The sequence below is a fragment of the Streptomyces albiflavescens genome (assembly GCF_014645835.1).
Classification (GTDB): Bacteria; Actinomycetota; Actinomycetes; order Streptomycetales; family Streptomycetaceae; genus Streptomyces; species Streptomyces albiflavescens.
Map to the genome: position 1 here is coordinate 152,640 of NZ_BMMM01000004.1, position 26,475 is coordinate 179,114.

Below are 26,475 nucleotides of genomic sequence, written 5' to 3' on the forward strand. Positions count from 1 at the left end.
CTTCAGACAGGCCACAGTTGAGCCACAGTGGGCTCACAGCCGTGGGGTGTGAGGATGAAGCCTGAGGGGAAGTGCGAGGAGAGGGTGACACTCGGCACCGTGTGTTTGACAGAGTGCCGTCAAGTCTTTACTCGTTCGTGTCCTGAAACCGTACGGTCGAATCCGCTATGCGGACGTCCCGGCGGCGCCCAATCCGGCCAGTAGCAACGGCAGTTGGGGCGGCCAGAGGGCGTCCGTCGTGTCGGCCAGCTCCTGCGGGGTCCACCAGCGCCAGTGCAGAATGAGGAAGACAGCGCCGTCGGGGTCGAGCACGGCGACGCGCGCCGCCCGCCGCGGGGTACGCAGCGCCTTGCGCAACACCGCGCAGGGTCGGCCGAGTCGGCGGTCCTTGCGGTGGTCGACGACCTCGTATCCGAGGGTCGTCCAGAAGGCGAGGCCCCGGGGATTGTTGTCGAGTACGGCGAGCCGTACGGCGTCCCGCCCCGCGCCCCGGAACCGCCTCTCGACGCTCGCCGCCAGCTCCCGGCCGTATCCCTTGCGCTGTTCGCCCGCGTCCACCAGGAGCAATCCGATCCACGGGTCGGGATCATCCGGGTCGGGATGCCGCGCGAGGGTGATCACGATCCCGACGAGCCGCCCCTCGCTTCGTGCGAGCAGCACGTCCACGTCCGGGTTCGCCAACTCCTCGGCGAGCGCGGCCGCGACCTGCTCCGGACGGATGTCGTCGGGGTCCGGGAAGTCCCCGCTCAGGGCGTGGAAGTCGCGGAGGGAGGCGTGGAGCGCGGTGAGTTCGGCGAGGAGGGGTGCCGGGATGCCGTGGCCGGCGGTGAGGGCTTCGAGGATCACGCCGGGCAGGCTAGCCCGCTCGCGAGCCCGAACCGGATGGTCGGCAGACAGGCCGGACCTGATGCGGCGGTACGGCCAAGTGCACCGCGGCCCTAGGTCCTGTCGTCACATTCCCGTCGTCCGCCCGGAGGGCGGGGCAGACGGGAATTTGACGACAGGACCTAGCGCCACGTGCGCACACGGCACGTCCGCCCGGCCGGGAGAGCTTCTCCGGACGGGCGGACGTCAGGTGTGCGGCGTGCCGCGGGTGAACGTCAGACGTTCACGCCGAAGTCCTGGGCGATGCCCACCAGGCCCGAGGCGTAGCCCTGGCCGACCGCGCGGAACTTCCACTCGGCGCCGTTGCGGTAGAGCTCGCCGAAGACCATGGCCGTCTCCGTGGCCGCGTCCTCGGAGAGGTCGTAGCGGGCGATCTCGGCGCCGCCGGCCTGGTTGATGATGCGGATGTAGGCGTTGCGGACCTGGCCGAAGTTCTGCGAGCGGGTCTCGGCGTCGTAGATGGAGACCGGGAAGACGATCTTGTCGACGTCGGCCGGGAGGCCCGCCAGGTTGACGTTGATCGCCTCGTCGTCGCCCGCGCCCTCGCCCGTGCGGTTGTCACCGGTGTGGACGATGGTCTGGTCCGGGGTCTGCTTGTTGTTGAAGAAGACGAAGTGGGCGTCCGAGTAGACCTTGCCCTGGGTGTTGACCGCGATGGCCGAGGCGTCGAGGTCGAAGTCGGTGCCCGTGGTGGTGCGGACATCCCAGCCGAGGCCCACGGTGACGGCCGTCAGGCCCGGAGCCTCCTTGGTGAGCGAGACGTTGCCACCCTTGGACAGGCTTACAGCCATTGGGAGTCCTTCCCTCGTTGCGTACGGGCTTCGTACTGGGGACGAAGCTACCGGTACCCGTATGAACGCCGAGAGGGGTACCCGAGGTTCCAGGTCTCTTTACTTTCTTTACCGAGGTGAGAACCGAAGGGGAGAGCGATTCCGGGACCGGACCAAGGGCGGGACTCTCGTACGGTCCTGAACGAGAATCTCGTACGGCCCTGAAAACGAGGTGACGTGGGCCCGTCACGCACGCGACCATGGATCCATGTCCGGTCCTTACGTCATCCGCGGCTCCGTCTCCCTTCCCGAGGCCGAGCTCATGTGGCGTTTCTCGCGGTCCAGCGGGCCCGGCGGACAGCACGTCAACACCAGCGACTCGCAGGTCGAGCTGCGGTTCGACCTGGCGAAGACCGAGGCGCTGCCGCCCGTGTGGAAGGAGCGCGCCCTCGCCGGGCTCGCGGGGCGCCTCGTCGACGGCGTCATCAGCGTCAAGGCCTCGGAGCACCGCTCCCAGTGGCGCAACCGCGAGACCGCGGCCGTACGACTCGCCTCCCTGCTCGCCGAGGCCACCGCCCCGCCGCCCAAGCCCCGCCGGCCCACCCGTATCCCGCGCGGGATCAACGAACGCCGACTGCGCGAGAAGAAGCAGCGCTCCGACACCAAGCGCGGCCGCTCCGGGCGCGACTGGGGCTAGGGGGTTTCTGATGGATCCGCCCGGCACGCACTCTCGCCGCACCGGACAAAAGCCCTAGTAGCTCCTCCCCCACGCTCGGCTTCGCTCGCGCGGGGGGACCCCCATCGAGGACTTCCGCCCGGCACGCCGCGAGCACGCACCGAACGCCGCTCCTTCTTCCACGGAGATCCATCAGAAACCCCCTAGGGCCTGTCACATCCCTTCCACGCGATCCGTCACACCACTGACGGGACGGACCGCGACGAGGAGATGTGACCGACATGAGCGACAGCGAATTCCCGGGTGCGCCGGGTACACCGGGTGCGCCCGGCAGGAGTGAGGCCGAATTCCTCGCCGAGCGGTTCGAGTCGCACCGGAGTCATCTGCGCGCCGTCGCCTATCGCATGCTCGGATCGCTCACCGAGGCCGATGACGCCGTGCAGGAGGCCTGGCTCAAGCTCAGCCGGACCGATGCGAGCAGGGTCGACAACCTCGGCGGCTGGCTGACGACCGTCGTGGGGCGGGTCTGCCTGGACATGCTGCGTTCGCGCAGGACGCGCGGGGAGGAGCCCCTGGCGGAGCCCGGCGACGTCGTCGTGCGGATGCCGGATCCCGTCATCGGTCCCGCCGACGGCATCGACCCCGAGCAGCAGGCGCTGCTCGCCGACTCGGTGGGCCTCGCCCTGCTCGTCGTACTGGAGACATTGACGCCCGCCGAGCGGCTCGCCTTCGTGCTGCACGACCTGTTCGCCGTGCCGTTCGAGGAGATCGCGCCCATCGTGGGCCGTACGCCGGCGGCGTCCCGTCAGCTCGCCAGCCGGGCCCGGCGCCGGGTCCAGGGCGGGGCGCCCGCGCCGGATCCCGACCTCGCCCAGCAGCGGGAGGTCGTCGACGCGTTCCTGGCCGCTGCGCGCGAGGGCGACTTCGACGCGCTCGTGGCGGTGCTGGATCCGGATGTGGTGGCGCGCTCGGAAGGCGGCGTGACGGCCGGGGCGATCGCCGTGGCCTCGGGCGCGAGCCGCTTCGCCCACCTCGCCCGTGTCGCACGGCCCGCCCTTGTCAACGGCGCCGCGGGTTTCGTGGTGGTCGCCGAGGGCCGCCCTGTCGGTGTCCTCGCCTTCACGGTCGTACACGGCAGGATCGCCGTGATCGACATCCTCAACGACCCGGAGCGGCTGGCCGGGCTGGATCTGACGCTCCTGGAGGGCTAGGGGGTTTCTGATGGATCTCCGCGGCGTCGCGACATACTAGGAGCCGCTACCCCAACTGCCGGTAGCGGCCCTTGAAGTACGTCAGTGGTCCGCCGTCCGCGCTCGGCACGTGGGCCGTCAGCACGCGGCCGATGACGAGCGTGTGGTCGCCGGCGGCCATCCGCTGCTCCGTGCGGCACTCCAGGGTCGCCAGGGCGCCGCCCACCAGGGGCGCCCCGGCGATCTCGCCGCGGACGTACGGGATGTCCTCGAAGAGCAGCCGGTCGCTGATGCGGCCCTTCATGGCGAAGCGGCCGGCGATGTGACGCTGGCTCTCGGAGAGCACGGAGACGGCCCACAGGGGCTGTTCGGCGAGCAGGTCGTCCATGCGGGAGCCCTCGCGCAGGCTGACCAGGACGAGGGGCGGGTCCAGGGAGACGGACATGAACGCCGTCGCGGTCATGCCGACGTCGTCGCCGCCCGGGCCCTCCGGGTCCAGCGCGGGCTCGTGCGCGGTCACCAGGACCACACCCGCGGCCAGCCGGGTCATGGCGGCGCGGAACTCGTCATTGCTCACCCCCTCAGCATGCACGGACGCGGAGGGTGGAGCGGCAGGGGAAGTCTTCAGCACGCCAAGACGCTAGTGTCCGCCCTCGGGTCGGCACATCGGACCTCGGCCCGAACCTGGTCCTAGGACCATGGACGGACACAATCAGTCACGGTCCCTGCACAGCTCCCCACCATGTGTTCAGTAATCGCATGGGGAAAATACAGAAACCCCACTCAATTGTTCACGTTCACCTGTGACTTGAGTCACAGGGGCCATAAATTGTTGACCCTGTGTACCGAGTGGGCAGCGCGCTGTGATTCAGTGGCGGAGACGCCAAGCACGAAGCTACCAAGCAGTACGCGGAAGAGCATCGAAGAGCACACACCGAAGAGCACCTAGTACGCCGAGAGAACCCTGGAGTTGCTGCGAGGTCTCGAGGGGAGGGTGAATGGAGACCGAGTCGGAGCCCTACGTCCGTCTTGCGACCCTGCGGCAGCTGCATCAGGTGATGGCGGACATGAACACCGCCCGCAGCCTGGCCGACACGCTGCAAACCGTCGCCGACGGCGTGGTCACCGGCCTCGGCTACGAGCTGGCGTGTGTCAACCTCGTACGCCCGGACGGCGACCTGGTGGTCGCCGCGTTCGCCGGCAACTCCGCCGCCGAGGCCCTGATCACCGGCCGCGTCGGCTCCCGCACCTCCTGGGACCGCCGGCTGAACATGGGCGAGGCCTGGGGCGATCTCAGGTTCATCCCGCACACCGAGGGCTGGGTCCTCGACGAGGACGACGTACCGCAGTGGTACACCGACGGTCCCGCGCCCCGCTTCGAGGACGAGTGGCACCCCTCCGACCGCCTCTTCGCGCCCATGTACACCCCCAGTGCCTCCGGCGCCGCCTGCGGCGAGCTGATCGGCGTCCTGTCCGTGGACCGGCCGCGCAACGGCCGACGGCCGGGCGCGTGGGGCCGTGAGGCGCTCCAGATGTACGCCTTCCAGGCCGCCATCGCGATCAGCAACGCGCGTCTACGTGCGAACATGCAGCGCGCTCTGGTCCGCCTGGAGCGCGAGCAGCAGGCCCTTCGCGCCAGCGAGGAGAGCTTCCGCCAGGCCTTCGAGTACGCCCCGTCCGGCATGGCGATCGCCGAGATGGGCGGCGACCAGCACGGCCGGATACTGCGGACGAACGACGCCCTGTGCCGCCTGCTGGGGCGCCCCGCCTCCGCGATGCGCCGCTACTCCTTCTCCGATCTCGTGCACCCCGAGGACATCGGCACCCTGCTGCGGACCTCCGCCGAGGGTGGCCGGGCCGAGCTGCGGCTCGGCCGCCGCGACGGCACCTATGTCTGGGTCCATCTGCGCAACTCCGTCGTGGCGGACGCCGCCGACGGCCCCCGCTTCCTGCTCACGCACGTCGAGGACATCGAGGAGCGCAAGCGCCGCGAGCTGCAGCTCGCCCACCGCGCCTCGCACGACGCGCTCACCGGCCTGCCGAACTCGGCCGAGCTGCGCTCACGGCTCAGTGCCCGCCTCTGTCAGCGCCCGCAGTCCCTGCCGCCCGGTGCGGTGGCCTCGCTGGACGCGGCGTACGCGCACGGCCAGTACGCGGAGCTGCCGGGCGCGCCGTACGAGGGGAACGGCCATCCCGCCTACGACGGCAACGGCCACGGTTTCGACTTCCGGGCCGACTCCGAGGCGTACGACGCCTTCGACCACCATGTGCATACGATCGCGCCCGAGGGCGAGACGGACGACGGCACCAAGGGGCTCGCGGTGCTCTTCTGCGACCTCGACGGCTTCAAGTCGATCAACGACCGGTTCGGGCACAACGCGGGTGACGCGGTTCTCATCGAGGTGGCCAGACGGCTCACCCAGGGCGTCCGGGACGGCGACACGGTGGCCAGGCTCGGCGGCGACGAGTTCGTGGTGCTCGCCGACGGGCTCGGCCGCGCGGACGCCCAGGACCTGGCCGTACGGCTGCGGAACGCGATCATTCCGCCCATCCGGGTCGACGGACGGGCGGTCCGCGTGGGCGCCAGCTTCGGCATCGGATGGGCACACTGCGGCATGACGGCGGACGAGGTGTTGAAATCCGCTGACGAACGGATGTACGTCGAGAAACGGTCTCGTCCCAAAGCACACAGGCGTGCGGGATAAAGAGCAGGTCAGTGGGTCGATGCGGTGAAGACCACCCGTTTGGTCCTGCTGGAGCGGGTAGGCTCGCCATTCATCCGTACCGCATTTGAACCGCACCTGTTGAGGAGACCAAGGGATGACGTCCGGCAACAACGGCGCGAGCACGCCCGAGGACGAGGACCCGTTCGGCTACCTCTACGCCGATGGTCAGGCCAACGGAGCCACCCCGCCCAGTGGAGGCGGCGGCTACGGCTACCCCGGCTCGGTCAACCGGGTGCGGCCTGTCGGTGAGCGCCAGTACGGCGGCCAGCAGGCACCGACCGCGCAGTACGGCCAGCAGGCACCGACCGCGCAGTACGGCCAGGTCCCGCAGCAGCAGGCGTATGGCCAGCAGCCCGGCTACGGCCAGCCGAACGCGCACTACGCCGCCCCCGAGACGGTCCCAGGCGGGGCGCCCACGACCGTGCAGGCGCCGGTCAGCGGCGGGCGTGGCCGTGGCCCGAACACCAAGGGCCTCCTGATCGGCGCGATCGCCGTGGTCGCGGCGGTCGTGATCGGCATCGGGGTGGCGATGATCGGCGGCGACTCGGACGACGACAAGTCGGGCAACGAGGCGGGCTCGACCCCGTCCACCGCACAGAGCGCGGAACCGAGCCGGTCGGCGTCCCAGAGCGCCGGTGCCGTCGCGGAGCTGCCGAAGATCGACGCGAAGGCACTGAACCTGGGGACCGGTGTGGCGACGGCGTCGGACGTCGACGGCGCCAGCTCCGACGGCGGTGTCTATGTGCAAGGCCTCAACAGCGTCGGCGCCTCGGTCACCTGGACCGTCAACGGGATTCCCGAGGACGGCCTCTACACCCTCTTCGCGGGGTACAGCGCGACCGGTGACAACCAGTCGATGACGCTCACCGTCAACGGCAAGACGTTCGGCAGCAAGCTGAACCTGGGCAACTTCACGGGCGCCGCCGACGGCGACTTCGCCAAGGGCTGGACCCAGACCTACGCGTGGCCCACCCTCAACAAGGGCACCAACACGATCTCCCTCTCCTGCCAGGCCGGCGACAAGTGCAACATCCTGCTCGACCAGCTGTGGGTGAAGCAGGGCAAGGTCAAGAAGTAGCCGGCCGGCCTGCGCGACGGCGGTCACGCCGCCGTCGCGTCCCCCGTCACCGTTATCTGGTCCAGCAGGGTCTCGTACGCCGCGTGGTCGAACTCGCCTGCTGTGGGGGCCAGTACGGTCGCCGCGGACAGGGCGACGGCTCGGGCGAGGCGGTCGGGCCAGGAGAGGTGTTCGACCAGACCGGAGAGCAGGCCCGCCACGGCCGAGTCGCCGGCGCCCGTCGGGTTGCCGTGGACGCGGCGCGGTGGGGTGGCGCGCCAGCGGCCGTCCGCGTTGGCGGCGAGGAGGCCCTCGGGGCCCAGGGAGGCCACGACGGTGTGGGCGCCGCGTCGGCGGGCGTCCCGGGTGGCCTGCAACGGGTCGTGGGAACCGGTGAGTTCGGCGAGTTCGTCGGCGTTCGGCTTGACGATGTCGGGGCGGGCCGCGACCCCGCGCCGCAGCGGTTCGCCGCTGGTGTCGAGGAGGACCGGGACGGCCGCCGCGCGGGCCGTGCGGACGAGCCCCGCGTACGCGCCCACCGGCACCCCCGGCGGCAGGCTGCCGCACAGGGCCACGGCCGAGGCGGAGCGCAGCAGCACCTCGTACGCCTCCTGGAAGGCCGCCCACTCGGCCGGGGTGATCTCCGGGCCGGGTTCGTTGAGTTGAGTCGTGTCACCCGTCGTCGTGTCGACCACCGCTATCGTGCGGCGCGTCGATCCCGTCACCGGGACCAGCGCGTCCACCACGCCCGGCGTGCACATGAGTTGGTCCTGTACCGCGCGGCCGGTCGCGCCGCCCGTGTAGCCCGTGACCGTCACCTCGTGGCCGAGGGCGGCGAGCACCCGGGCCACGTTCAGGCCCTTGCCGCCCGGGCGTTCGGTCACCTCGGTCACCCGGTGCGAGGTGTGCGGCCGCAGGGACCGTACGCCGTAGGTGATGTCGAGAGCGGTGTTCAGCGTGACCGTGAGGATCACCTGGGCCGACCTCCCCCGAAGAGAATCATGATGCAGACGCCGCGTATGCGCTTACCGGTTGTTCCGGAGGCTCGATCATGCCAAAGACAACGGCGGTCGGCCCAGTCCCGCGGGCCAACCGCCGTGCTTGAACAGCCAATTGTTGTACGTCGGTAGTCATTCGCCGTGCGCCGGCAGGGGACCAATCACCCCAGTTGGGGATCGACCACCCATTCGCCCTTGCGCATCACGCCCTTGAGCCCGAAGTCGGCGTCGAGGACCACCAGGTCGGCGTCCTTGCCCGGCTCCAGCGACCCCACCTTGTCGTACACGCCGAGCAGCCGCGCGGGGTTGGCGGAGAGGGCCGCCACGACGCCCTCGACCGGCAGTCGGTCGACCGTCACCGCGCGCTGGAAGGCGCGGTCGAGCGTGAGCGTCGAGCCCGCGATCGAGCCGCCCTCCACCAGGCGGGCGACGCCGTCCGCGACCTCGACCTCCAGCGGGCCGAGCATGTAGCGGCCGTCGCCGAATCCCGCCGCGTCCATCGCGTCCGTGATGAACGCGACCCGGTCCGCGCCCGCGTGATGGAACGCCAGTTGCAGGGAGGCCGGGTGCAGATGTGTCCCGTCATTGATCAGCTCGACCGTGATCCGCTCGTCCTCCAGGAGGGCGGCGATGGGGCCGGGGGCGCGATGGCCGAGCGCGGGCATCGCGTTGAACAGGTGCGTCGCCACGGTCGCGCCCGCGTCGATGGCCTCCTGCGTCTGCTCGTACGTCGCGTCGGTGTGCCCGATCGCCGCGATCACCCCGTGCTCGGCCAGCAGGCGTACGGAGTCGATGCCGCCCGGCAGTTCGGTGGCGAGGGTGACCATCTTGGCCCGGCCGCGCGCCGCGTCGATCAGCTTGCGGACCTCCGCCGGGTCCGGGTCGCGCAGCAGTTCCTCGGAGTGGGCGCCCTTGCGGCACGGGGAGATGAACGGGCCCTCGAAGTGGATGCCCGCGATGTCGCCCTGCTCGGCCAGTTCGGACAGCAGTCCGGCGCGCTCGGCCAGGCCGTGCATGTCGCCGGTGACGGTCGAGGCGACGACCGTCGTGGTGCCGTGCAGCCGGTGCGTGTGGACGCCTTGGAGGACCTCCTCGACGGTCCCGGAGGTGAAGGACGCGCCTCCGCCGCCGTGGTTGTGCATGTCGACGAAGCCGGGCACCAGCCAGTGGCCCGAGAGATCGACCGTCTCCGTCTCCGTGGGGGCGCTTCCAGCGATCCGCGCGCCGTCGATGATCACGCGGCCGCCGTCCACGATCCCGGTGGGCAGGACCACCCGGGCGCCGGCGAAAACCTTGCTAGGGGCCATCAGGTGGTTACCTCCGAGCGGTCGGTGATGTCGGTTTCGAGTAGATCCCAGGCCAGCAGGCCCGCGCCCAGACAGCCGGCCGTGTCGCCGAGGGCCGCGGGAACGATGGACGGCAGCTTCTGGAAGGTGACGCGCCGCTCGACGGCGGCCCGCAGCGGTGTGAACAAGGTTTCTCCCGCCTCGGCCAGCCCGCCACCGATGATCAGGGTGCGTGGGTCCAGCAGGGTGAGCGCGGTGACGAGCCCGTCGGCGAGCGCGTCGACGGCCTCCTGCCAGACGGCTGCGGCTCGCGGATCCCCGGACTCCACGGCCTTCGCGCAGTCCGCCGCGTCCGCCTCCGGATCACCGGAGGCCTCGGCCCAGGCCTGGCTGACCGCCGCCGCGGAGGCGAACCGCTCCAGACAGCCGCGCTGCCCGCAGGGACAGGGGGTCCCTCCGGGGCGTACGACGATGTGGCCGATCTCGCCCGCGAAGCCGTGCGCGCCCTCCTCGACGCCGCCGTCGATACCGATGGCGCCGGCGATACCGGTACCGAGGGGGACGAACAGGAAACGGTCCGCGCCCTGCCCCGCGCCGATGCGGCCCTCGGCGAGCCCGCCCGTGCGCACGTCGTGGCCGAGTGCGACGGGGACGCCGCCCAGCCGGTCGCCGAGCAGCCGGCGCAGCGGGACGTCGCGCCAGCCGAGGTTGGCCGAGTACACGGCGATGCCCCGCGCGGCGTCGACGATGCCGGGTACGGCGAGCCCGGCGGCGGACGCGGGCTCGCCGAAGTGCTGCTCGCCGTACCCGCGCAGCTCGGCTGCGAAGCCGAGGATCGTCTCGACGACGGCGTCCGGACCGCGCTCCCGGCCGGTCGCCCGGCGGGCCTGATGGAGCAGCTCGCCGTCCGCCCCCACGAGGGCGGCCTTCATCCCGGTGCCGCCCACATCGAGGGCGATGACATGTCTCACGGGGGACAGTGTCGCCCCTTACCCCAGGAGAGGTCTAGTCCACTCACGTGGTGTAGACCTTGTATCCGCATTCCGAGACAGATGCAACGAACGCAGAAGCAAAGAGGGCCGGTCTCCGGCGCAGTTCGGCCGGAGACCGGCCAGGGGTTGGGAGAAAGACGCAGTGCAGCGGCGTAGGACAGGACTGATCGCGGTGGCCTCCGCTCTGGGCATGACGGCGACCCTCGCGGGCTGCGGCGGCTCGGGCGGTTCCTCGGAGGTGACCCTCAAGCTGGTGGCCGCCGACTACGGCGACTCCAAGGCCAACAGCTCCCAGAGGTACTGGGACAAGCTGGCCAAGGAGTACGAGGCCGACCACCCGAGGGTCAGGGTCGAGGTCAGCGTCTACTCCTGGACCGACGTCGACCGCAAGGTCAAGGAGATGGTCGCGGCGGACGACGCCCCCGACCTGGCGCAGATCGGCGCATACGCCGACTACGCCGCCAAGGGCGAGCTCTACAGGGTCGACGACCTGCTCTCCATACCCGTGCAGGCCAACTTCGTCCCGCAGCTCACGGACGCGGGGGAGACGGACCGGACGCAGTACGGCATGCCGTTCGCTTCCTCCACGCGGCTTCTCTTCTACAACAAGACGCTGTTCTCGCAGGCCGGGCTCACCCCGCCGCAGACGTGGAGCGAGCTGGCGGCCGACGCCAAGGCGCTCAAGTCCGAGGGAGTCAAGTTCCCGTACGCGCTGCCGCTCGGGCCGGAGGAGGCGCAGGCCGAGACGATGCAGTGGCTGCTCAGCGGGGGCGGCGGCTACACCGACGACGTCGGCACGTACTCCATCGACTCCCCGCAGAACATCAAGACGCTCACCTGGCTCAAGGACGAACTGGTCGGCAAGGGGCTCACCGGACCCGTCGCGCCCGCGAAGCTGAATCGCGCCGACGCGTTCTCCGCGTTCACTCGCGGCGACGTCGGGATGCTCGTCGGGCACCCCACGCTGATGCAGAAGGCCGCCAAGAAGGGCGTGAAGTTCGGCATGGTGCCGATGCCCGGCATCGACGGCAGGGCCAAGGCCACGATGGGTGTCGCCGACTGGATGATGGCGTTCAGGAAGAACGGCCACGGCAAGCAACTCGGCGACTTCCTCAACTTCGTCTACGACGACAAGAACGTGCTCGCCTTCTCCCGCGAGTACGACCTGCTGCCGGTCACCGCGTCGGCGTCCGAGGCCATGGCCGCGGACAAGAACGAGCAGGACCTCGGCCCGTTCCTGGACCAGCTCCCTTCCTCCGTGCTCTACCCCGTCGGGAAGACCTCCTGGGCCGGGATCAGCGCCGACGTCAAGAAGCAGATCGCCCGGGCCGTGAGTTCGGGCGGGAGCCCGACCGGGGTCCTGGGCAAGCTCCAGATCACGGCGACGACGCAGGACAGCGCGGCGTAGGCCCTGTCGTCAAATTCCCGTCTGCCCCGCGACGCCATGCACGCACTCTCGCCGCACCGGGCACAGACCCAAGTACATCCAGTACGAGGGCCTGTGCCCGGCACGCCGAGAGCACGCACCTGACGCCGCAGGGCCCGCCCTCCGGGCGGACGACGGGAATTTGACGACAGGACCTAGCGCTGTCGGTGCCGGGGGATACGGTGCTGTCCATGGAGGACCTCACCCCACGGGAACAGGGCATCCTCGCGATGGAGCGTCGCGGGTTTTCGGGCCCGGGGGCCAAGGAGCGGGCGATCCGGGAGCAGCTGGGTCTGCCCCCGGTGCGCTACTACCAACTCCTGAACGCTCTGCTCGACGACCCGCGCGCCCTCGCCCACGACCCGATCACGGTCAACCGCCTTCGCCGGGTGAGGGAGGCGCGCCGGGGGGAGCGGTGACCTGGGGTGCGGGTGGGTGGTTGTTCGCCCCCTCCGCCCCTAAAAGGGGCGCGGGGAACTGCGCGATCTTTTGAGCGGGGGTCTGGGGGCGGCAGCCCCCAGGTATGGGACGGGCAGGGGCGGAGGGGGCGAAAAAACCACCCACCCGCACCCTCGTCGGCGGCCGTGTGTGACCCGATGAGCCATGGGTGCGCCCGGCCCCGCGCGGATAGGGTCGGCGTATGGGCAGCCTTCCGGAATCCCCGGAGTCCACGGACTCCTTGCCGACGCCAACGACCGCCGCCGGACGCGACGGTCTCGACGCCATCCTCACCCGCCCCACCCGGGCCGTGATCGCGCTCGACTTCGACGGAACCCTCGCACTGATCGTCCCCGACCCCGAACAGGCCCGCGCCCACCCCGACGCGGTCCCCGCCCTCGCGGCCCTCGCCCCGAAGGTCGCCTCCGTAGCCGTGATCACCGGCCGCCCGGCCGGCGTCGCGGTCCGGCACGGCGGCTTCGCGGGCGTACCGGGCCTGGAGCACCTGGTCGTCCTCGGCCACTACGGCGCCGAACGCTGGGACGCGGTGAGCGCCACGGTCAGCGCCCCCGCCCCGCACCCCGGTGTCGCCGCCGCCCGCGCCGAGCTGCCCGGGTTCCTCGACAGGATCGGTGCCTGGCAGGGCACCTGGATCGAGGAGAAGGGTCGCGCCGTCGCCGTCCACACCCGCCGCGCCAGCGACCCGCAGGCCGCCTTCGAAGCACTGCGCGAGCCCCTCACCGACCTGGCCACCCGGCACGGTCTGATCGTCGAGCCGGGCCGCATGGTCCTCGAGCTGCGCCCGCCGGGCATGGACAAGGGCGTCGCCCTGCTGGAGTACGTCCGCGAGATCGGTGCCGAAGCCGTCCTGTACGCCGGCGACGACCTGGGCGATCTGCCCGCCTTCGCCGCCGTCGACAAGCTCCGCTCCGACGGCATCCCCGGGCTCCTCGTCTGCAGCGGCAGCTCCGAGGTCGCCGAACTCGCCGACCGGGCCGACCTGGTGGTGGACGGCCCGCCCGGCGTCGTGCGACTGCTGTCCGCGCTCGCGTCTCAACTGGACTGATCGGCAACGGTGTTGGAGGGGGCGGAGACCGGGTTCCGGAAGTGGTCCGGTCCGCCCCCGGTCACCGACCCCGCCCCGCGCGCGGGCGAACCGGCCCGCAACCGCGTGTCGTACGGGCCTGCCGGATCCGCTGTTGGACTCCGCTGCGGCGCTCGTGACTGCCGCCCGCTGCCGAGGCCGCTGCGCCGGGCGCCCTGTCGTCACTGGTCCAGCTCGTGCAGCTGCTCCAGGAACCACTGGGCCGGCGGCAGCGCGGTCGCGGCGGCGGCCAACCGCTTCGTCCGCTCGGCCCGCTCGCCGACGGACATGGACAACGCCTCGTGCAACGCGCGGGCGGTACCGATCACGTCGTAGGGGTTCACGGAAATCGCGTCCTCGCCCAGCTCCTCGTACGCCCCCGCCTCCCGCGACAGCACCAGCACGCACCCCTCGTCGGAGACGACCGGCACCTCCTTGGCGACGAGGTTCATGCCGTCCCGGATGGGGTTGACGAGGGCCACGTCGGCGAGCCGGTACGCGGCAAGCGACCGTGCGAAGTCGTCTTTGACATGGAGCACGACCGGAGTCCAACCGGCCGTCCCGTACTGCGCGTTGATCTCCCCGGAGAGACGCTGCACCGCGGCCGTGTAGTCGCGGTACACGGCGAGGTCCTGCCGGGACGGGTACGCGAAGGCGACGTGCACGACGCGCTCGTGCCACGCCGGGTGGTCGTCGAGGAGCTGCCGGTACGCCAGCAGTCCGCGCACGATGTTCTTCGACAGCTCGGTCCGGTCGACCCGCACGATCGTCCTGCGGCCCTCGCCGATCTGCTCCCGCAGGGTGGCCATCCGCTCCTCGACGTCCGCCTCGTGCGAGCGCCGCCGCAGGAAGTCCGCGTCCGCTCCGAGCCCGTGCACACCGACCCGGGTGTCACCGAGCCCGCCGACGAGCTCGGCGGCGCACGTGGTGAACGCGTCCGCCCAGCGCCTGGTGAGGAAGCCGAGCCGGTCCGCGCCCAGCATCCCGCGCAGCACCTGCTGGGCGATGTCGTCCGGCAGCATCCGGAAGTAGTCCACCGGCGCCCACGGTGTGTGCGAGAAGTGCCCGATCCGCAGGTCGGGGCGGAGCGAGCGCAGCATCCCGGGCACGAGCGTCAGGTGGTAGTCCTGTACGACCACCACGGCACTGTGGGCCGCCTCGTCGGCCAGCGCCTCGGCGAACGCGCGGTTGTACGCCTCGTACGACGCCCACCGGCGCCGGAACCCCGCGTCGAAGACCGGCTCCAGCGGCGTCTGGTACAGCATGTGGTGGACGAACCACAGCACGGAGTTCGCGATGCCGTTGTACGCGTCGGCGTGCACCTCGGCGTCGATGTCCAGCATCCGTACGCCGTCCTCGCCGATCCCGCGCCGCACCGCCTCGCGGTCCCCGTCGCCGAGCGCCGAGCACACCCACAGGGCACCCGCTTCCGGCCCGATCGCCGACAGGCCCGAGACCAGCCCGCCGCCGCCGCGCCTGGCGTGCAGCGAGCCGTCCTCGCGTACCTCGTAGGTGACCGGGCCGCGGTTGGAGGCGACCAGGATTCGGTGGGCACCGTGCGTTGAAGCCATGCCACGAAACCTAGCCCTCGGTCGAAACGCTCAAACGTTCCCGTCAGCCGTCTGCGGGGTCGTATGCGATCTCGCAGACGGTCGGACCGGTCGCGCAGTTCGCCGTGCCCTTGACGGAGCGCGGTTTACGCGGCCTTTCGTTTTACGTACTCGGCGATTTGGGACATCGGGGGGCGTTCCTCCGTGTCCACCGAGTGCGTGCGCGGCTCGAAACCGTCCTCGCCCCGCTCGAACTGCGTGAGCGACGGGCGGATCATATGGCCGCGAGCCAGACGCAGCTGGGCCGTGCGGTAGATCGCGGCGGCCATCCGTCCCAGCGCCTGTCCGTCCTGGTGGCGGTGGATGCGGACGCCCACGTCGACCTGGGCCAGCGCGTCCAGGCCCACCAGGTGCAGGGCGTCGACGAGCATGCCCAGCTCGACGCCGTACCCGACGGGGAACGGCAGCTGTTCGAGCAGGGAGCGGCGGGCCGCGTACTCGCCGCCGAGCGGCTGGACGAAGCCCGCGAGCTGCGGCCAGTGCATGTTCAGCAGGGGACGGGCCATCAGCTCGGTGACGCGGCCGCCCTGGCCCGCGGCCGTCCTGCCGGAGGCGGGCTCGTCGGACAGGGTCAGCGGGCGGTCGTACATCGCCTTGACCAGGTCCACCCCCGGTTCGGTGAGCAGCGGGCCCACGATTCCGGAGACGAAGTCGGACGAGAACTCCTTGAGGTCCGCGTCGATGAAGCAGACGATGTCCCCGCTCGTCACGAGGAGTGACCGCCACAGGACCTCGCCCTTGCCGGGCACGGTCGGGATGCGCGGCAGGATCGCGTCCCGGTGCACGACCCTCGCGCCCGCGGCGGCGGCGACCTCGGAGGTGCGGTCCGTCGAGCCCGAGTCGACGACGACGATCTCGTCGACCAGAGGCACCTGTTGCATCAGATCGTGGCGGATGATCGCGACGATCTCGCCGACGGTCTCCTCCTCGTTGAGCGCGGGCAGTACGACACTGACCGTCGACCCGGTGGTGCGTTTGGCGGCCATGAGTTTGTGGAGCGGGCGATCGGCCACGGACCAGGAGTGTGTGCTCAGCCAGCGCTCGACTTCCTTCAGCACAGCTGCGGCTCCTCACTGTCTGATCACCCGGTCTGACGCGGTGTGATCCATCTCGCGGTTCGGACGACTATCTCAACTGTCCAGGCCTTCGGTTACAGTCTTGAACAACGCGGATGACCATCGCATTGCGTAGATCGTCCGCGCACATGGTGATCAACAGTTCAACAATCGAATACCGCTCATCCAGAGGGGCAGAGGGATACGGCCCGTTGAAGCCCCGGCAACCCTCCAGCCGGTCTTGTCACGTTGACGTGGCGAGGCTCCCGGCTAGGGAAGGTGCCAAATCCGTCTCACGGCGAAGTGCGTCGTGAGGAAGATGAGGAGAAAGGGCCTCGCCTCCATGGCTGCGCAGACTGTTGCAAGTGCCACGAACATCGTAGACACCGTCGATCTCGGCCCCGCCGCCGCTCTTTCCTGCCGCGAGTGCGGGCACCGCGTCCCGCTCGGCCCGGTCTTCGCCTGCGAGGAGTGTTTCGGCCCGCTGGAGATCGCGTACGACTTCTCGGCCTACGACACCGAGGAACTCCGTAAGCGCATCGAAGCGGGCCCCGCGAACATCTGGCGCTACGCGCCCCTCCTGCCCGTCCCCGCGGACGTCGCCGAGAAGCCGAACATCAACCCCGGCTGGACCAAGCTCGTCAAGGCCGACAACCTGGCGCGCGAGCTCGGTGTCGACGCCGGCAAGCTCTTCGTCAAGGACGACTCCGGCAACCCGACGCACTCCTTCAAGGACCGCGTCGTCGCCCAGGCCCTGGAGGCCGCCCGCGCCTTCGGCTTCACCACGCTCTCCTGCTCCTCGACCGGCAACCTGGCCGGTGCGGTGGGCGCCGCCGCCGCCCGCGCCGGCTTCCGCTCCTGCGTGTTCATCCCGCACGACCTGGAGCAGGGCAAGGTCGTCATGGCCGCGATCTACGGCGGCGAGCTCGTCGGCATCGAGGGCAACTACGACGACGTGAACCGCTTCTGCTCCGAGCTGATCGGCGACCCGGCCGGCGAGGGCTGGGGCTTCGTCAACGTCAACCTGCGGCCGTACTACGCGGAGGGCTCCAAGACCCTGGCGTACGAGATCTGTGAGCAGCTCGGCTGGCAGCTGCCCGACCAGCTGGTCGTCCCGATCGCCTCCGGCTCCCAGCTCACGAAGATCGACAAGGGTCTGCGGGAGCTGATCAAGCTCGGCCTCGTCGAGGACAAGCCGTACAAGATCTTCGGCGCCCAGGCCGAGGGCTGCTCGCCGGTGTCCGTCGCCTACAAGGCCGGGCACGACGTCGTACGGCCGCAGAAGCCGAACACCATCGCCAAGTCGCTCGCCATCGGCAACCCGGCCGACGGTCCGTACGTGCTCGACATCGCGCGCCGCACGGGCGGTGCGGTGGAGGATGTCAACGACGAGCAGGTCGTCGACGCGATCAAGCTCCTCGCGCGCACGGAGGGCATCTTCGCCGAGACCGCCGGTGGCGTGACCCTGGGCGTCACTCGCAAGCTCATCGAGAACGGGCTGCTCGACCCGACGCTGACGACCGTCGTCCTCAATACGGGTGACGGTCTGAAGACCCTCGACGCGGTGGCCGGCACGGGGCTCACCGCGACGATCCGCCCGAACCTGGACTCTTTCCGAGAAGCCGGCCTCGCGTAGGGACCGTTCTCGATCTGTGGGCCGGTGGGGGCTGGTCGCGCCCGCGCGGCGGAGCCGCACAGTGAACAGAGCCCCGCGCCCCCGACCGGGCGCACACCAGCCGTAGGCCATTTTCGACCGGGAGGTCACACCCCATGAGCGTCAACGTCCGCATCCCCACCATCCTGCGCACCTACACCGGTGGCCAGGCCGAGGTGACGGCCGAGGGTGGGACCCTCGCCGAGGTCATCGCCGATCTGGAGAAGAACCACACGGGTATCGCGGCGCGCGTTCTGGACGACCAGGGCAAGCTGCGCCGCTTCGTCAACGTGTACGTCAACGACGACGACGTGCGGTTCGAGCAGGGCCTGGAGACGGCGACGCCGGACGGTGCGGGCGTGTCGATCATCCCGGCCGTCGCGGGCGGCTGAGCCGTCACCCAGGGTGAGATTGTTACCGTAGGTAACGCTCATCACTAAGAGCTCATCGAATTGCCCCCTCCGTGAGAGAAACGGAGGGGGCAATTCTGCATGGTTGAGCGGGGTAGAGTTGGGGAACCTGCTTCGCTTTTCATGCCGGACGCATATGAGTATCTGCGCGACACCCGACAAGAAGTAGCCAAAGTGCCCCGCCTTTTTGAGCCTTTTATGGCATTTACGGGGCCCGACTTGCCCTGAATCTGCGCAAATTCTCCGCATTTTCCCGATCGGCCGTGCCCAGAATTCTCGTCCGATTGACCTGTTGCAGACGGCAGTTGGACAGATACATTCAGCCGCGGTCGACGCGTTCCGGCGCACACCCCCAACCGTTGGGGGGTGAGGTCTGACCCGGATCCGCGAAGTGTGGATCTGTGCAAGGGCCAGTAATAGGGGAGTTAGGCATGGCTCAGGGCACCGTCAAGTGGTTCAACGCGGAGAAGGGGTACGGCTTCATCGCGGTCGACGGTGGTGCGGACGTCTTCGTGCACTACAGCGCGATTCAGATGGACGGCTACCGCACCCTTGAAGAGGGTCAGCGAGTGGAGTTCGAGATCTCGCAGGGCCAGAAGGGTCCGCAGGCGGACATGGTCAAGCTCGCCGTCTGATCCGGCGCGAACGGCCACCGACGCACTCACGCCGAGGGGTCCGCATCCCAGCAGGGATGCGGACCCCTCGTGCGTTCCGGGACCCGCTCCCGTTCGTGAGAGGTGCTTGCGCCCGCCCGCCGTCCGACCGTCACCCTTCAGCGGGCCCGCTGCGCGGGCGCACCTTGCACTCGACGGTGCCGAGTGCTAATCATTGGCGTTAGCACTCTCCGAGTGAGAGTGACAGAACTTGGATCGGGCCGGTGAGGCCCGCAGGCCGGTGGGGCAAGGAACCACAAGGCTTGCAGGCCGTCCGTCGCGGGCGCGGGCACGATCCGGAGCAATCCACCCCGTCCGGGAGGACCACTTCACATGGCCAAGATCATCGCGTTCGACGAGGAGGCGCGGCGAGGCCTCGAGCGCGGCATGAACCAGCTCGCGGACGCCGTCAAGGTGACCCTCGGCCCCAAGGGCCGCAACGTCGTCCTCGAGAAGAAGTGGGGCGCCCCCACGATCACCAACGACGGTGTCTCCATCGCCAAGGAGATCGAGCTCGAGGACCCGTACGAGAAGATCGGCGCCGAGCTGGTCAAGGAGGTCGCCAAGAAGACGGACGACGTCGCCGGTGACGGTACGACCACCGCGACCGTTCTCGCCCAGGCCCTCGTCAAGGAAGGCCTGCGCAACGTAGCCGCCGGCGCCAACCCGATGGCCCTCAAGCGCGGTATCGAGAAGGCCGTCGAGGCCGTCTCCGGTGCCCTGCTCGAGCAGGCCAAGGATGTCGAGACCAAGGAGCAGATCGCTTCCACGGCCTCCATCTCCGCCGCCGACACCCAGATCGGCGAGCTCATCGCCGAGGCGATGGACAAGGTCGGCAAGGAAGGCGTCATCACCGTCGAGGAGTCCCAGACCTTCGGTCTGGAGCTGGAGCTCACCGAGGGTATGCGCTTCGACAAGGGCTACATCTCGGCGTACTTCGCCACCGACATGGAGCGTATGGAGGCCGTCCTCGACGACCCGTACATCCTGATCGCCAACTCGAAGATCGCCAACGTCAAGGACCTGCTCCCGCTCCTCGAGAAGGTCATGCAGGGCGGCAAGCCGCTGCTGATCATCGCCGAGGACGTCGAGGGCGAGGCCCTGTCGACCCTGGTCGTCAACAAGATCCGTGGCACCTTCAAGTCCGTCGCCGTCAAGGCTCCGGGCTTCGGTGACCGCCGCAAGGCCATGCTCGGCGACATCGCCATCCTCACGGGCGGCGAGGTCATCTCCGAGGAGGTCGGCCTCAAGCTCGAGAACGCGGGTCTGGACCTGCTGGGCCGCGCCCGCAAGGTCGTCATCACCAAGGACGAGACCACGATCGTCGACGGCGCCGGCTCCGCCGACCAGGTCGCCGGCCGGGTCAACCAGATCCGTGCCGAGATCGAGAACTCGGACTCGGACTACGACCGCGAGAAGCTCCAGGAGCGTCTGGCGAAGCTGGCCGGCGGCGTGGCCGTCATCAAGGCCGGTGCCGCCACCGAGGTCGAGCTCAAGGAGCGCAAGCACCGCATCGAGGACGCCGTTCGCAACGCGAAGGCGGCCGTCGAGGAGGGCATCGTCGCCGGTGGTGGCGTGGCCCTGCTCCAGGCCTCCCAGGTCTTCGAGAAGCTGGAGCTCGAGGGTGACGAGGCGACCGGCGCCAACGCCGTGAAGCTCGCCCTGGAGGCCCCGCTCAAGCAGATCGCCGTCAACGGTGGTCTCGAGGGTGGCGTCGTCGTCGAGAAGGTGCGCAACCTGGCCGTCGGCCACGGTCTGAACGCCGCGACCGGCGAGTACGTCGACATGATCGCCGAGGGCATCATCGACCCGGCGAAGGTGACCCGCTCTGCCCTGCAGAACGCGGCCTCCATCGCCGCGCTGTTCCTCACCACCGAGGCCGTCATCGCCGACAAGCCGGAGAAGGCCGCCGCGGCCGCTCCGGGCGGCATGCCGGGCGGTGACATGGACTTCTGATCGACCTCCGGTTGATCACTGTCCTTACGTTCCGAGGGCGGTACCCCCACTCCCAGGGGGTACCGCCCTCGGGCGTTTCCGGGACCGGAGTGGCCGGGATCACGGCAGAAGTCGGCAGAGCGCAGGAATGCCGACGTGGGGGAGGCGGTTGACGCTGACGGGCAGTTGATGCATGTGCACATACCGCCCGGAATCCCCGTCCTCCCTCCGCTCGATGTCTGATCGACCTCTCCGAGGAGCCCCCCACGTGACTGCCGCCGCCTCCCGCGCAGCCGAGATCCTGTCCCGCCCCGTCTCCCTGAACGGCCTGACCGTCCCGAACCGGATCGCGATGGCCCCGATGACCCGGAAGTTCTCGCCGGGCGGCGTGCCGGGGGAGGACGTCGTCGGGTACTACTCCCGCCGCGCCGCCGCGGGCGTCGGCCTGATCGTCACCGAGGGCACGTACGTGGGCCACGAATCGGCCGGGCAGAGCGACCGGGTGCCGCGCTTCCACGGTGAGGAGCAGCTGGCGGGCTGGGCGAAGGTCGCCGACGCCGTGCACGCGGCGGGCGGCACGATCGTGCCCCAGCTGTGGCACATCGGCATGGTGCGCAACCAGGGCGAGCCGCCGTTCGCGGACGCCCCGGCGGTCGGCCCCTCCGGCATCGGCTCCGAGGGCGCCGACGTCACCGGCAAGGCCATGACACAGTCCGACCTGGACGACGTGGTCGGCGCCTTCGCCGCGGCGGCGGCCGACGCCGAGCGCATCGGCTTCGACGGTGTCGAGCTGCACGGCGCCCACGGCTACCTGATCGACCAGTTCCTGTGGGCGGGCACCAACCGCCGCGCGGACGCGTACGGCGGCGACCCGGTGGCCCGTACGAAGTTCGCGGCGGAGATCGTGGCCGCGGTCCGCGCGGCGGTCTCCCCGTCCTTCCCGGTGCTCTTCCGCTACTCGCAGTGGAAGCAGCAGGCGTACGACGCCCGGCTCGCCGAGACCCCGGAGGAGCTGGAGGCGATCCTGACGCCGCTCGCCGCCGCCGGAGTGGACGTCTTCCACGCCTCCACCCGCCGCTACTGGCTCCCGGAGTTCGACGACTCCGACCTGAACCTGGCCGGCTGGACGAAGAAGATCACCGGCAAGCCCGCCATCACGGTCGGCTCGGTCGGCCTGGACGGTGACTTCCTCAAGGCCTTCCAGGGAGAGGGCTCCTCGGTGAAGGGCATCGACGACCTGCTGGACCGTCTGGAGCGCGACGAGTTCGACCTCGTCGCCGTGGGCCGCGCGCTGCTTCAGGACCCGGAGTGGGCGGCGAAGGTCCTCGACGGACGGTTCGCGGACCTGGCGCCGTACGACGCGGCGGCCCTGAAGACCCTCAGCTGAGCTGAGCCCGCTCGCTGTACGCCCCGGGGGCGGCTCTCCTGCAGCAGGGGAGCCGCCCCCGGCGTATGGGGCCAACCGGCTGTGTCCTCGGGTGAGTCGGTGCCACCTGCTCAGTCCGCGTAGTCCTTGAGCTTCTCGGTGTCCAGGCTGATGTTCACGGGGGAGGGGAGCTCGATTACAGCTCCGTACGGGTATGAGGGGCTCTGTCGGTAGGTCCCGTTCCTCAGATCGTTGTGCACGACGAGGGTGTCGTTGTCCCGGTCGATGAGCAGGTAGACGGGAATGCCTGCCTCCGCGTAACCGCGGACCTTGTCGACGCGGTCGCGCCGGTCGGTGTCGCGGTCGCGGGAGGTGACCTCGACGACCATGAGGACGCCCTCCGGATCGGCCCATTCACCGTCCTGGGCAATGAAGTGATCGAGCGGCGCCAATGCGGCGTCCGCACAGGCGTGCCCTTTGCGGTAGGCGCCGACCTTGAGGCCCTGCTCGGGGTACAGGGCCAGCTGAGGGCGGTGTTGCATGAACAGCCGACTGAGCCAGACCACGATGGCCTTGTGGCGCTGATCCGCCAACGGCTTGACCTCTAGCTTTCCGTCGATGAGTTCGAGCTTCACGCCCTCAGGTGCCTTGCGGGCGAGTTCTTCGAAATCCTCGACCGTGATGTGGTCGCCCTTGACATACAGCCGGCCATCAAGGAATTCGAGCTGCACGTTCTCGGGGGTCTTGTCGGCCAGCTCCTCGAAGTCCTGCTGGGACATCTGTGGGCGCCTGGTGCCAAAGGTCATGGTGGGCTCGCCTCCTTCCCACCATGGTGCCCCGGGCGTGTGCTTCCGGACCGTTGGAGCGGTCATACGCGTGGCCTTTCTTGTCGGTCGACCATCGCCGCGCGGGCCGCGGCGGCGTGGGCGTGGACTGCCGAGGTCGGCAAAGGGCCGGAGGGCCGGGGCGGGGCGGCCTCGCCGCGGCACGGGCCGCAGACGCCGCCCGGCAGGGCCTCCGGGCGGCCCGGTGTTCCGCACTTCGTGCACTCCAGTACGCGCAGGGGTGGCCGTAGGGTGCGTACGGGGTCCGGCGGGAGTTTGTCCCTCAGCCGGGTGGCGACGAGGGCGGCCGGGCTGTGGACGGAGACCGGGAGCCCGGCGGTCAGCGCGCGCAGTACGTCCTCCTCGGCGGCGCCCCGGGCGAACCACTCGGTGACCCGCGGTGAGAGTTCCGCGCAGGCCGCGTGCGACAGGGACAGGACCGGGGCGGTACGGCCGAGCGCCGCGAGCAGGATGTAGGCGCGGGAACGGCTGGGGGCCTTCCTGGCGTTCGGGGGCTCCTGCGGTACGTCGCCCCGCGTGAACGCCGCCCACCAGTCGTCGTCCCTTGCTGTTCGCGAGAACCACGATCGGGTGATCCAGCGTGGGCTGCCCGAGTCGGCCAGGTGTTCGCGGCCCCGGCGTAAGTGGCCTGCCCTGATGAGGCTGTTGAGGGCCGTGCGGAGGGCGCATTGGCCGTACGGGAGGGTCTTGGCCAGCGTCTTCACCGAGATGTCGGCGCCGCCCGGGAGGCGGTCGATGTACGCGGCGATGGCTGCTTCGCGGGGTGGGAGGTGTGCGAAGTCGTGGTTGGTGCGGGGGAGTTGGTCCGGGGCGGTGCGTTTTCCGTAGCCCGGATGGGCCATGGGGTGGGAGAGGGCGTGCGTAGAGCGGGGTGCAGCACTAAAGTTGGCTTCAGCCACGGGATCGCTCTTTCCGATCTCGAAGGTCAAACCCCCGCAGGTGTTCCAGCACCTAGCGGGGGTTGTTCGTTATGTCCGCACGCTAGACCCTCGTCACTGTGCGTGGCAAGCCGGTTGCGTCAGGTCAACTCGCGGGGAGGGAGGGCGGGTTGAGGCCCACCTCCCGTTCCTTGAAAAGAGGGCTCGGAGCTGGGGGCTTGAGCTTCGGGACGCCTGCGCGTCAGTTGTGCTTGAGGTTTTCGACGAACGCCGTCCATACCTCGGTCCGGAACGCGAGCTTCGGGCCGTGGGGGTTCTTGGAGTCGCGGATGGGGACGAGGGTGGGGTGGCCGTCGGCGACTTCCAGGCAGTCGCCGCCGTCGCCGGCGCTGTAGCTGGACTTGTGCCAGGCGGCCGAACTCAGGTCGTACTCACCGGTGCTGTTTTCCATGCTCGTAATCCTGCGTTACCGACTCAATCAGGGCCAGGGAATCCTGGGGTGAAAGTGCCGCTGCCTGGAGGAGGTTGAACGTTAGGGCGTTGCGGGCGACCGTGGCTGGGTCATCCAACAGTTTCCCCATGTCCAGCCCCTCGACGAAGCAGAGCGGGGGCGCGTCTGCGAACTCCATGAGTTTCAGGGAGCCGCCCATCGCGGCATGTGCTCCGGCGTCGAACGTCAGCACCTGCACGATGGCCCGGTGACGGTGCGCCAGGTCCGCCACGTGGCGAAGGGCCTCCGCCATCGCCGCCGCTCCGCCGACCGGTCGGCGGAGCGCGGCCTCGTCCAGAACGACCCACAACAGCGGGGTGGTTGGATCGTCCAGGAGGCGGGCGCGTTCCATGCGCGTCGCCACCAATTCCTCGATCTCGGCATCCGGGACCGTCGGCCGGTAAGAGCGGAACAGTGCTGCGGCGTACGCCGGGGTCTGCAAGAGGCCGGGGATCAGCAGCGGGAGGTAGTGCCTGATCGCCGTAGCGATCGCCTCCGCCTCCGCCGCCTCTGCGAAGTGGTCCGGGTACTTGGACTTGGCGAGGGCCTGGCAGTTGCGCTCGAAGAAGCCGTTCGTGCCGAGGATTTCGTCTATCTGGACGGCGTATTCGAGGTGCAGGCGCCGCGTCCCGGCCTCCAACTGGCCGATGAACGAACCGCTGACGAACAGCGGCTCGCCCAGCTCGGCCTGGCTGAGGCCCGCGTTCTCGCGGGCGTGCCGCAGCTCCGCGCCGATCATGGCGCGCGGCGACGAGGACGGGTCGAGGTCCTTCGGTCCTGGCATGGCAACTCCCTGTCACACAGGCGGGGTTGTTGAGGCGCCGTCTCTTGCCAGGTTAGAGGCGGGATGGCCACGCTGTGTGGTGAAAGCAAACACTCAGCGTGGAGGATCGGGGCGATGGCGATGACGTCGAGTAAGCGGGTGCGACCCACCGAGGAGATCGTCGAGGAGTTGCGGGCCGCCCTGGTCGGGGTCGGTGTGGTCCTGCCGTCGCTGCGGGTCGACCCGGTGACGGGTGCGAGCGACGAGCCGTTCGCCCTGGTCGCGCTGGGGCGCTGCAACGTGGGTACGGCGCAGAAGCTGACCGCCGTGCTGCGCGGGCTGGGCGGGCCGGGCGGCGGCGGGGGCGAGTCGTGACCGAGGAGTACGCGATCGACGTACGGGACGGGCGGCTCGGTCAGGTCATGGGGCGCGAGGGCGGCTACGTACAACTGCGGCCGCCCGGCGGCGGACGCGAGTGGGACTGTCCTCCGGAGGCGCTCGGGGAGGCGCCGCAGGGGGAGGTGCTGCGGGCGCGGGTGCGCCGGATCAACCGTGAGGGTCGGCTGCCGTGAGGGCGTGTTCGGTTGCTGCGGTGCTCACACGATCGTGCGGCGCTGGGGCATATGGACCCGGGTCGATGAGACGTGCCCGTACGTTCATGGCGTGTGAGGTCGAGACGGGAGGTCCTTGATGACCGCCGAAGCGCTGGATGGCAGCACCCAGTGGGGACGTCTGCTGAGGGCCTGGCAACACATGGACGTGCCCGACGGATGGCGGGCCGAAATCGACGAGGGCCGGATCATCGTGGTTCCACCCCCTACCAGTGGGCTCAACCTCATCGCCGACCTGGTGTCCCAGAGGCTGTATTCCTGCCTGCCCGATGGGTACGGGCTCTATCAGACGCTCGGCGTGCACATCGCCCGCCTCGACAAGCTGTACGTCCCGGACCTTGTCGTCTTCGAGAGGGCGGAGCTCGCCCAGCGTGCCGCTGATGCGGGGGAGGACCCGCTGCCCGTGGACGGTGCCGACACGCTTCTGGTGGTCGAGATCGCCTCCAAGAGCAATGCCAAGGACGACCGCACCAAGAAGCTGTGGGCCTACGCTCACGCTCCCGTGCCTGCCTATCTCCTCATTGACAGGTTCGACGAACGCGGGCCCATGGTGACTTTGTTCACCGAGCCCGAGGGCGGTGCGTACAAGCACGAGGATCGAGTGCCGTTCGGCGAGACCATTCTCGTGCCCGACCCCTTCTTTTCGTCACTGCATACGCATGCGTTCCCCCGGTAGC

Annotated in this window: 26 protein-coding genes, 1 pseudogene and 1 riboswitch; of the genes and pseudogenes, 15 read left to right on the forward strand and 12 right to left on the reverse strand. The window is 69.7% G+C overall.

Going from position 1 to position 26,475, the window contains the following annotated elements:
• Window positions 1-270: 270 nt before the first annotated feature.
• Together IEY95_RS13095 and IEY95_RS13100 are read right to left on the reverse strand one after the other, a co-directional pair.
• Window positions 271-846: pseudogene (locus tag IEY95_RS13095) on the reverse strand (GNAT family N-acetyltransferase); the annotation flags it as partial.
• A gap of 254 nt (window positions 847-1,100) precedes the next feature.
• Window positions 1,101-1,676 (reverse strand): TerD family protein, encoded by a 576-nt coding sequence (locus IEY95_RS13100; protein WP_189186156.1) that lies wholly within the window; start codon window positions 1,674-1,676, stop codon window positions 1,101-1,103.
• 247 nt (window positions 1,677-1,923) lie between these two features.
• On the opposite strand from IEY95_RS13100, the gene arfB reads away from it, so the two are divergent.
• Together arfB and IEY95_RS13110 are read left to right on the forward strand one after the other, a co-directional pair.
• Entirely contained in the window at window positions 1,924-2,352 is a 429-nt protein-coding gene (gene arfB, locus IEY95_RS13105; RefSeq protein ID WP_189186157.1) for an alternative ribosome rescue aminoacyl-tRNA hydrolase ArfB, read from the forward strand.
• Between the two features lie 260 nt (window positions 2,353-2,612).
• Window positions 2,613-3,542 (forward strand): sigma-70 family RNA polymerase sigma factor, encoded by a 930-nt coding sequence (locus IEY95_RS13110; protein ID WP_189186158.1) that lies wholly within the window; start codon window positions 2,613-2,615, stop codon window positions 3,540-3,542.
• A gap of 46 nt (window positions 3,543-3,588) precedes the next feature.
• On the opposite strand, the gene IEY95_RS13115 is transcribed toward IEY95_RS13110, so the two are convergent.
• Window positions 3,589-4,071, reverse strand: coding sequence for a flavin reductase family protein (locus IEY95_RS13115; RefSeq protein ID WP_229702935.1), 483 nt, complete (start codon window positions 4,069-4,071; stop codon window positions 3,589-3,591).
• A 448-nt stretch (window positions 4,072-4,519) separates the two neighbouring features.
• Here IEY95_RS13115 and cdgB point away from each other — a divergent pair, with 448 nt between their 5' ends.
• Both cdgB and IEY95_RS13125 read left to right on the forward strand, forming a co-directional pair.
• Complete coding sequence (gene cdgB, locus IEY95_RS13120; protein ID WP_189186160.1) at window positions 4,520-6,226, forward strand: diguanylate cyclase CdgB; 1,707 nt, start codon at window positions 4,520-4,522, stop codon at window positions 6,224-6,226.
• Window positions 6,227-6,341: 115 nt separating this feature from the next.
• Window positions 6,342-7,325, forward strand: a complete 984-nt coding sequence (locus IEY95_RS13125; RefSeq protein ID WP_189186161.1) for a carbohydrate-binding protein — start codon at window positions 6,342-6,344, stop codon at window positions 7,323-7,325.
• Window positions 7,326-7,348: 23 nt separating this feature from the next.
• Here the strand turns inward: IEY95_RS13125 and IEY95_RS13130 are convergent, their stop codons facing one another.
• The 3 genes from IEY95_RS13130 to IEY95_RS13140 form a co-directional block, all read right to left on the reverse strand.
• Window positions 7,349-8,278: a 1-phosphofructokinase family hexose kinase gene (locus IEY95_RS13130; protein WP_189186162.1), complete on the reverse strand. Its 930-nt coding sequence runs from the start codon at window positions 8,276-8,278 to the stop codon at window positions 7,349-7,351.
• A 185-nt stretch (window positions 8,279-8,463) separates the two neighbouring features.
• The gene (nagA, locus tag IEY95_RS13135) at window positions 8,464-9,609 is read right to left on the reverse strand and encodes an N-acetylglucosamine-6-phosphate deacetylase (RefSeq protein WP_189186163.1); all 1,146 of its coding nucleotides are present in this window, start codon (window positions 9,607-9,609) and stop codon (window positions 8,464-8,466) included.
• Window positions 9,609-10,559 (reverse strand): ROK family protein, encoded by a 951-nt coding sequence (locus IEY95_RS13140; RefSeq protein WP_189186164.1) that lies wholly within the window; start codon window positions 10,557-10,559, stop codon window positions 9,609-9,611. Before IEY95_RS13140 ends, nagA begins: the two co-directional genes overlap by 1 nt.
• A 163-nt stretch (window positions 10,560-10,722) precedes the next feature.
• Between IEY95_RS13140 and IEY95_RS13145 the strand changes: the two genes are divergently transcribed.
• From IEY95_RS13145 to otsB, 3 genes are all read left to right on the forward strand, one after another.
• On the forward strand, window positions 10,723-11,988 hold the full coding sequence (locus tag IEY95_RS13145) for an ABC transporter substrate-binding protein (protein ID WP_444544764.1): 1,266 nt from the start codon (window positions 10,723-10,725) through the stop codon (window positions 11,986-11,988).
• Window positions 11,989-12,197: 209 nt separating this feature from the next.
• Window positions 12,198-12,425, forward strand: a complete 228-nt coding sequence (locus IEY95_RS13150; RefSeq protein WP_189186166.1) for a DUF3263 domain-containing protein — start codon at window positions 12,198-12,200, stop codon at window positions 12,423-12,425.
• Window positions 12,426-12,646: 221 nt separating this feature from the next.
• Window positions 12,647-13,510 (forward strand): trehalose-phosphatase, encoded by an 864-nt coding sequence (gene otsB, locus IEY95_RS13155; protein WP_189186167.1) that lies wholly within the window; start codon window positions 12,647-12,649, stop codon window positions 13,508-13,510.
• A gap of 200 nt (window positions 13,511-13,710) precedes the next feature.
• Here the strand turns inward: otsB and IEY95_RS13160 are convergent, their stop codons facing one another.
• Both IEY95_RS13160 and IEY95_RS13165 read right to left on the reverse strand, forming a co-directional pair.
• Window positions 13,711-15,099: an alpha,alpha-trehalose-phosphate synthase (UDP-forming) gene (locus tag IEY95_RS13160; protein WP_189186168.1), complete on the reverse strand. Its 1,389-nt coding sequence runs from the start codon at window positions 15,097-15,099 to the stop codon at window positions 13,711-13,713.
• 125 nt (window positions 15,100-15,224) lie between these two features.
• Window positions 15,225-16,196, reverse strand: a complete 972-nt coding sequence (locus IEY95_RS13165) for a glucosyl-3-phosphoglycerate synthase (protein WP_189186169.1) — start codon at window positions 16,194-16,196, stop codon at window positions 15,225-15,227.
• Window positions 16,197-16,372: 176 nt separating this feature from the next.
• Window positions 16,373-16,519, forward strand: a riboswitch (SAM riboswitch).
• A gap of 17 nt (window positions 16,520-16,536) precedes the next feature.
• Between IEY95_RS13165 and thrC the strand changes: the two genes are divergently transcribed.
• The 5 genes from thrC to IEY95_RS13190 all read left to right on the forward strand — a co-directional run bounded on the left by thrC (window position 16,537) and on the right by IEY95_RS13190 (window position 22,232).
• Window positions 16,537-17,829 carry a threonine synthase gene (thrC, locus tag IEY95_RS13170; RefSeq protein ID WP_189186170.1) on the forward strand — a complete coding sequence of 431 codons (1,293 nt, stop codon included), beginning with the start codon at window positions 16,537-16,539 and terminating at the stop codon, window positions 17,827-17,829.
• A gap of 134 nt (window positions 17,830-17,963) precedes the next feature.
• A complete protein-coding gene (locus IEY95_RS13175; RefSeq protein ID WP_189186171.1) occupies window positions 17,964-18,239 on the forward strand; it encodes a MoaD/ThiS family protein in 276 nt (91 codons plus the stop codon).
• Between the two features lie 449 nt (window positions 18,240-18,688).
• Window positions 18,689-18,892 carry a cold-shock protein gene (locus IEY95_RS13180; RefSeq protein ID WP_005315736.1) on the forward strand — a complete coding sequence of 68 codons (204 nt, stop codon included), beginning with the start codon at window positions 18,689-18,691 and terminating at the stop codon, window positions 18,890-18,892.
• 351 nt (window positions 18,893-19,243) lie between these two features.
• The gene (gene groL / locus IEY95_RS13185; protein ID WP_189186172.1) at window positions 19,244-20,866 is read left to right on the forward strand and encodes a chaperonin GroEL; all 1,623 of its coding nucleotides are present in this window, start codon (window positions 19,244-19,246) and stop codon (window positions 20,864-20,866) included.
• A gap of 214 nt (window positions 20,867-21,080) precedes the next feature.
• Window positions 21,081-22,232 carry an NADH:flavin oxidoreductase gene (locus IEY95_RS13190; protein ID WP_189186173.1) on the forward strand — a complete coding sequence of 384 codons (1,152 nt, stop codon included), beginning with the start codon at window positions 21,081-21,083 and terminating at the stop codon, window positions 22,230-22,232.
• Between the two features lie 110 nt (window positions 22,233-22,342).
• On the opposite strand, the gene IEY95_RS13195 is transcribed toward IEY95_RS13190, so the two are convergent.
• The 4 genes from IEY95_RS13195 to IEY95_RS13210 all read right to left on the reverse strand — a co-directional run bounded on the left by IEY95_RS13195 (window position 22,343) and on the right by IEY95_RS13210 (window position 25,208).
• Window positions 22,343-23,017 (reverse strand): Uma2 family endonuclease, encoded by a 675-nt coding sequence (locus IEY95_RS13195; RefSeq protein WP_229702869.1) that lies wholly within the window; start codon window positions 23,015-23,017, stop codon window positions 22,343-22,345.
• Window positions 23,018-23,079: 62 nt separating this feature from the next.
• On the reverse strand, window positions 23,080-23,898 hold the full coding sequence (locus tag IEY95_RS13200) for a hypothetical protein (RefSeq protein WP_189186490.1): 819 nt from the start codon (window positions 23,896-23,898) through the stop codon (window positions 23,080-23,082).
• Between the two features lie 277 nt (window positions 23,899-24,175).
• On the reverse strand, window positions 24,176-24,385 hold the full coding sequence (locus IEY95_RS13205; protein ID WP_189186174.1) for a DUF397 domain-containing protein: 210 nt from the start codon (window positions 24,383-24,385) through the stop codon (window positions 24,176-24,178).
• Window positions 24,366-25,208 carry a helix-turn-helix domain-containing protein gene (locus IEY95_RS13210; RefSeq protein WP_189186175.1) on the reverse strand — a complete coding sequence of 281 codons (843 nt, stop codon included), beginning with the start codon at window positions 25,206-25,208 and terminating at the stop codon, window positions 24,366-24,368. Before IEY95_RS13210 ends, IEY95_RS13205 begins: the two co-directional genes overlap by 20 nt.
• Before the next feature lie 120 nt (window positions 25,209-25,328).
• Between IEY95_RS13210 and IEY95_RS13215 the strand changes: the two genes are divergently transcribed.
• The 3 genes from IEY95_RS13215 (at window position 25,329) to IEY95_RS13225 (ending at window position 26,474) form a co-directional block, all read left to right on the forward strand.
• Window positions 25,329-25,562: a hypothetical protein gene (locus IEY95_RS13215; RefSeq protein ID WP_229702871.1), complete on the forward strand. Its 234-nt coding sequence runs from the start codon at window positions 25,329-25,331 to the stop codon at window positions 25,560-25,562.
• Complete coding sequence (locus tag IEY95_RS13220) at window positions 25,559-25,759, forward strand: hypothetical protein (RefSeq protein WP_189186527.1); 201 nt, start codon at window positions 25,559-25,561, stop codon at window positions 25,757-25,759. The genes IEY95_RS13215 and IEY95_RS13220 overlap by 4 nt, the downstream gene beginning before the upstream one ends.
• Window positions 25,760-25,877: 118 nt before the next feature.
• Complete coding sequence (locus IEY95_RS13225; RefSeq protein ID WP_189186176.1) at window positions 25,878-26,474, forward strand: Uma2 family endonuclease; 597 nt, start codon at window positions 25,878-25,880, stop codon at window positions 26,472-26,474.
• The last annotated feature ends 1 nt before the right edge of the window (window position 26,475 follow it).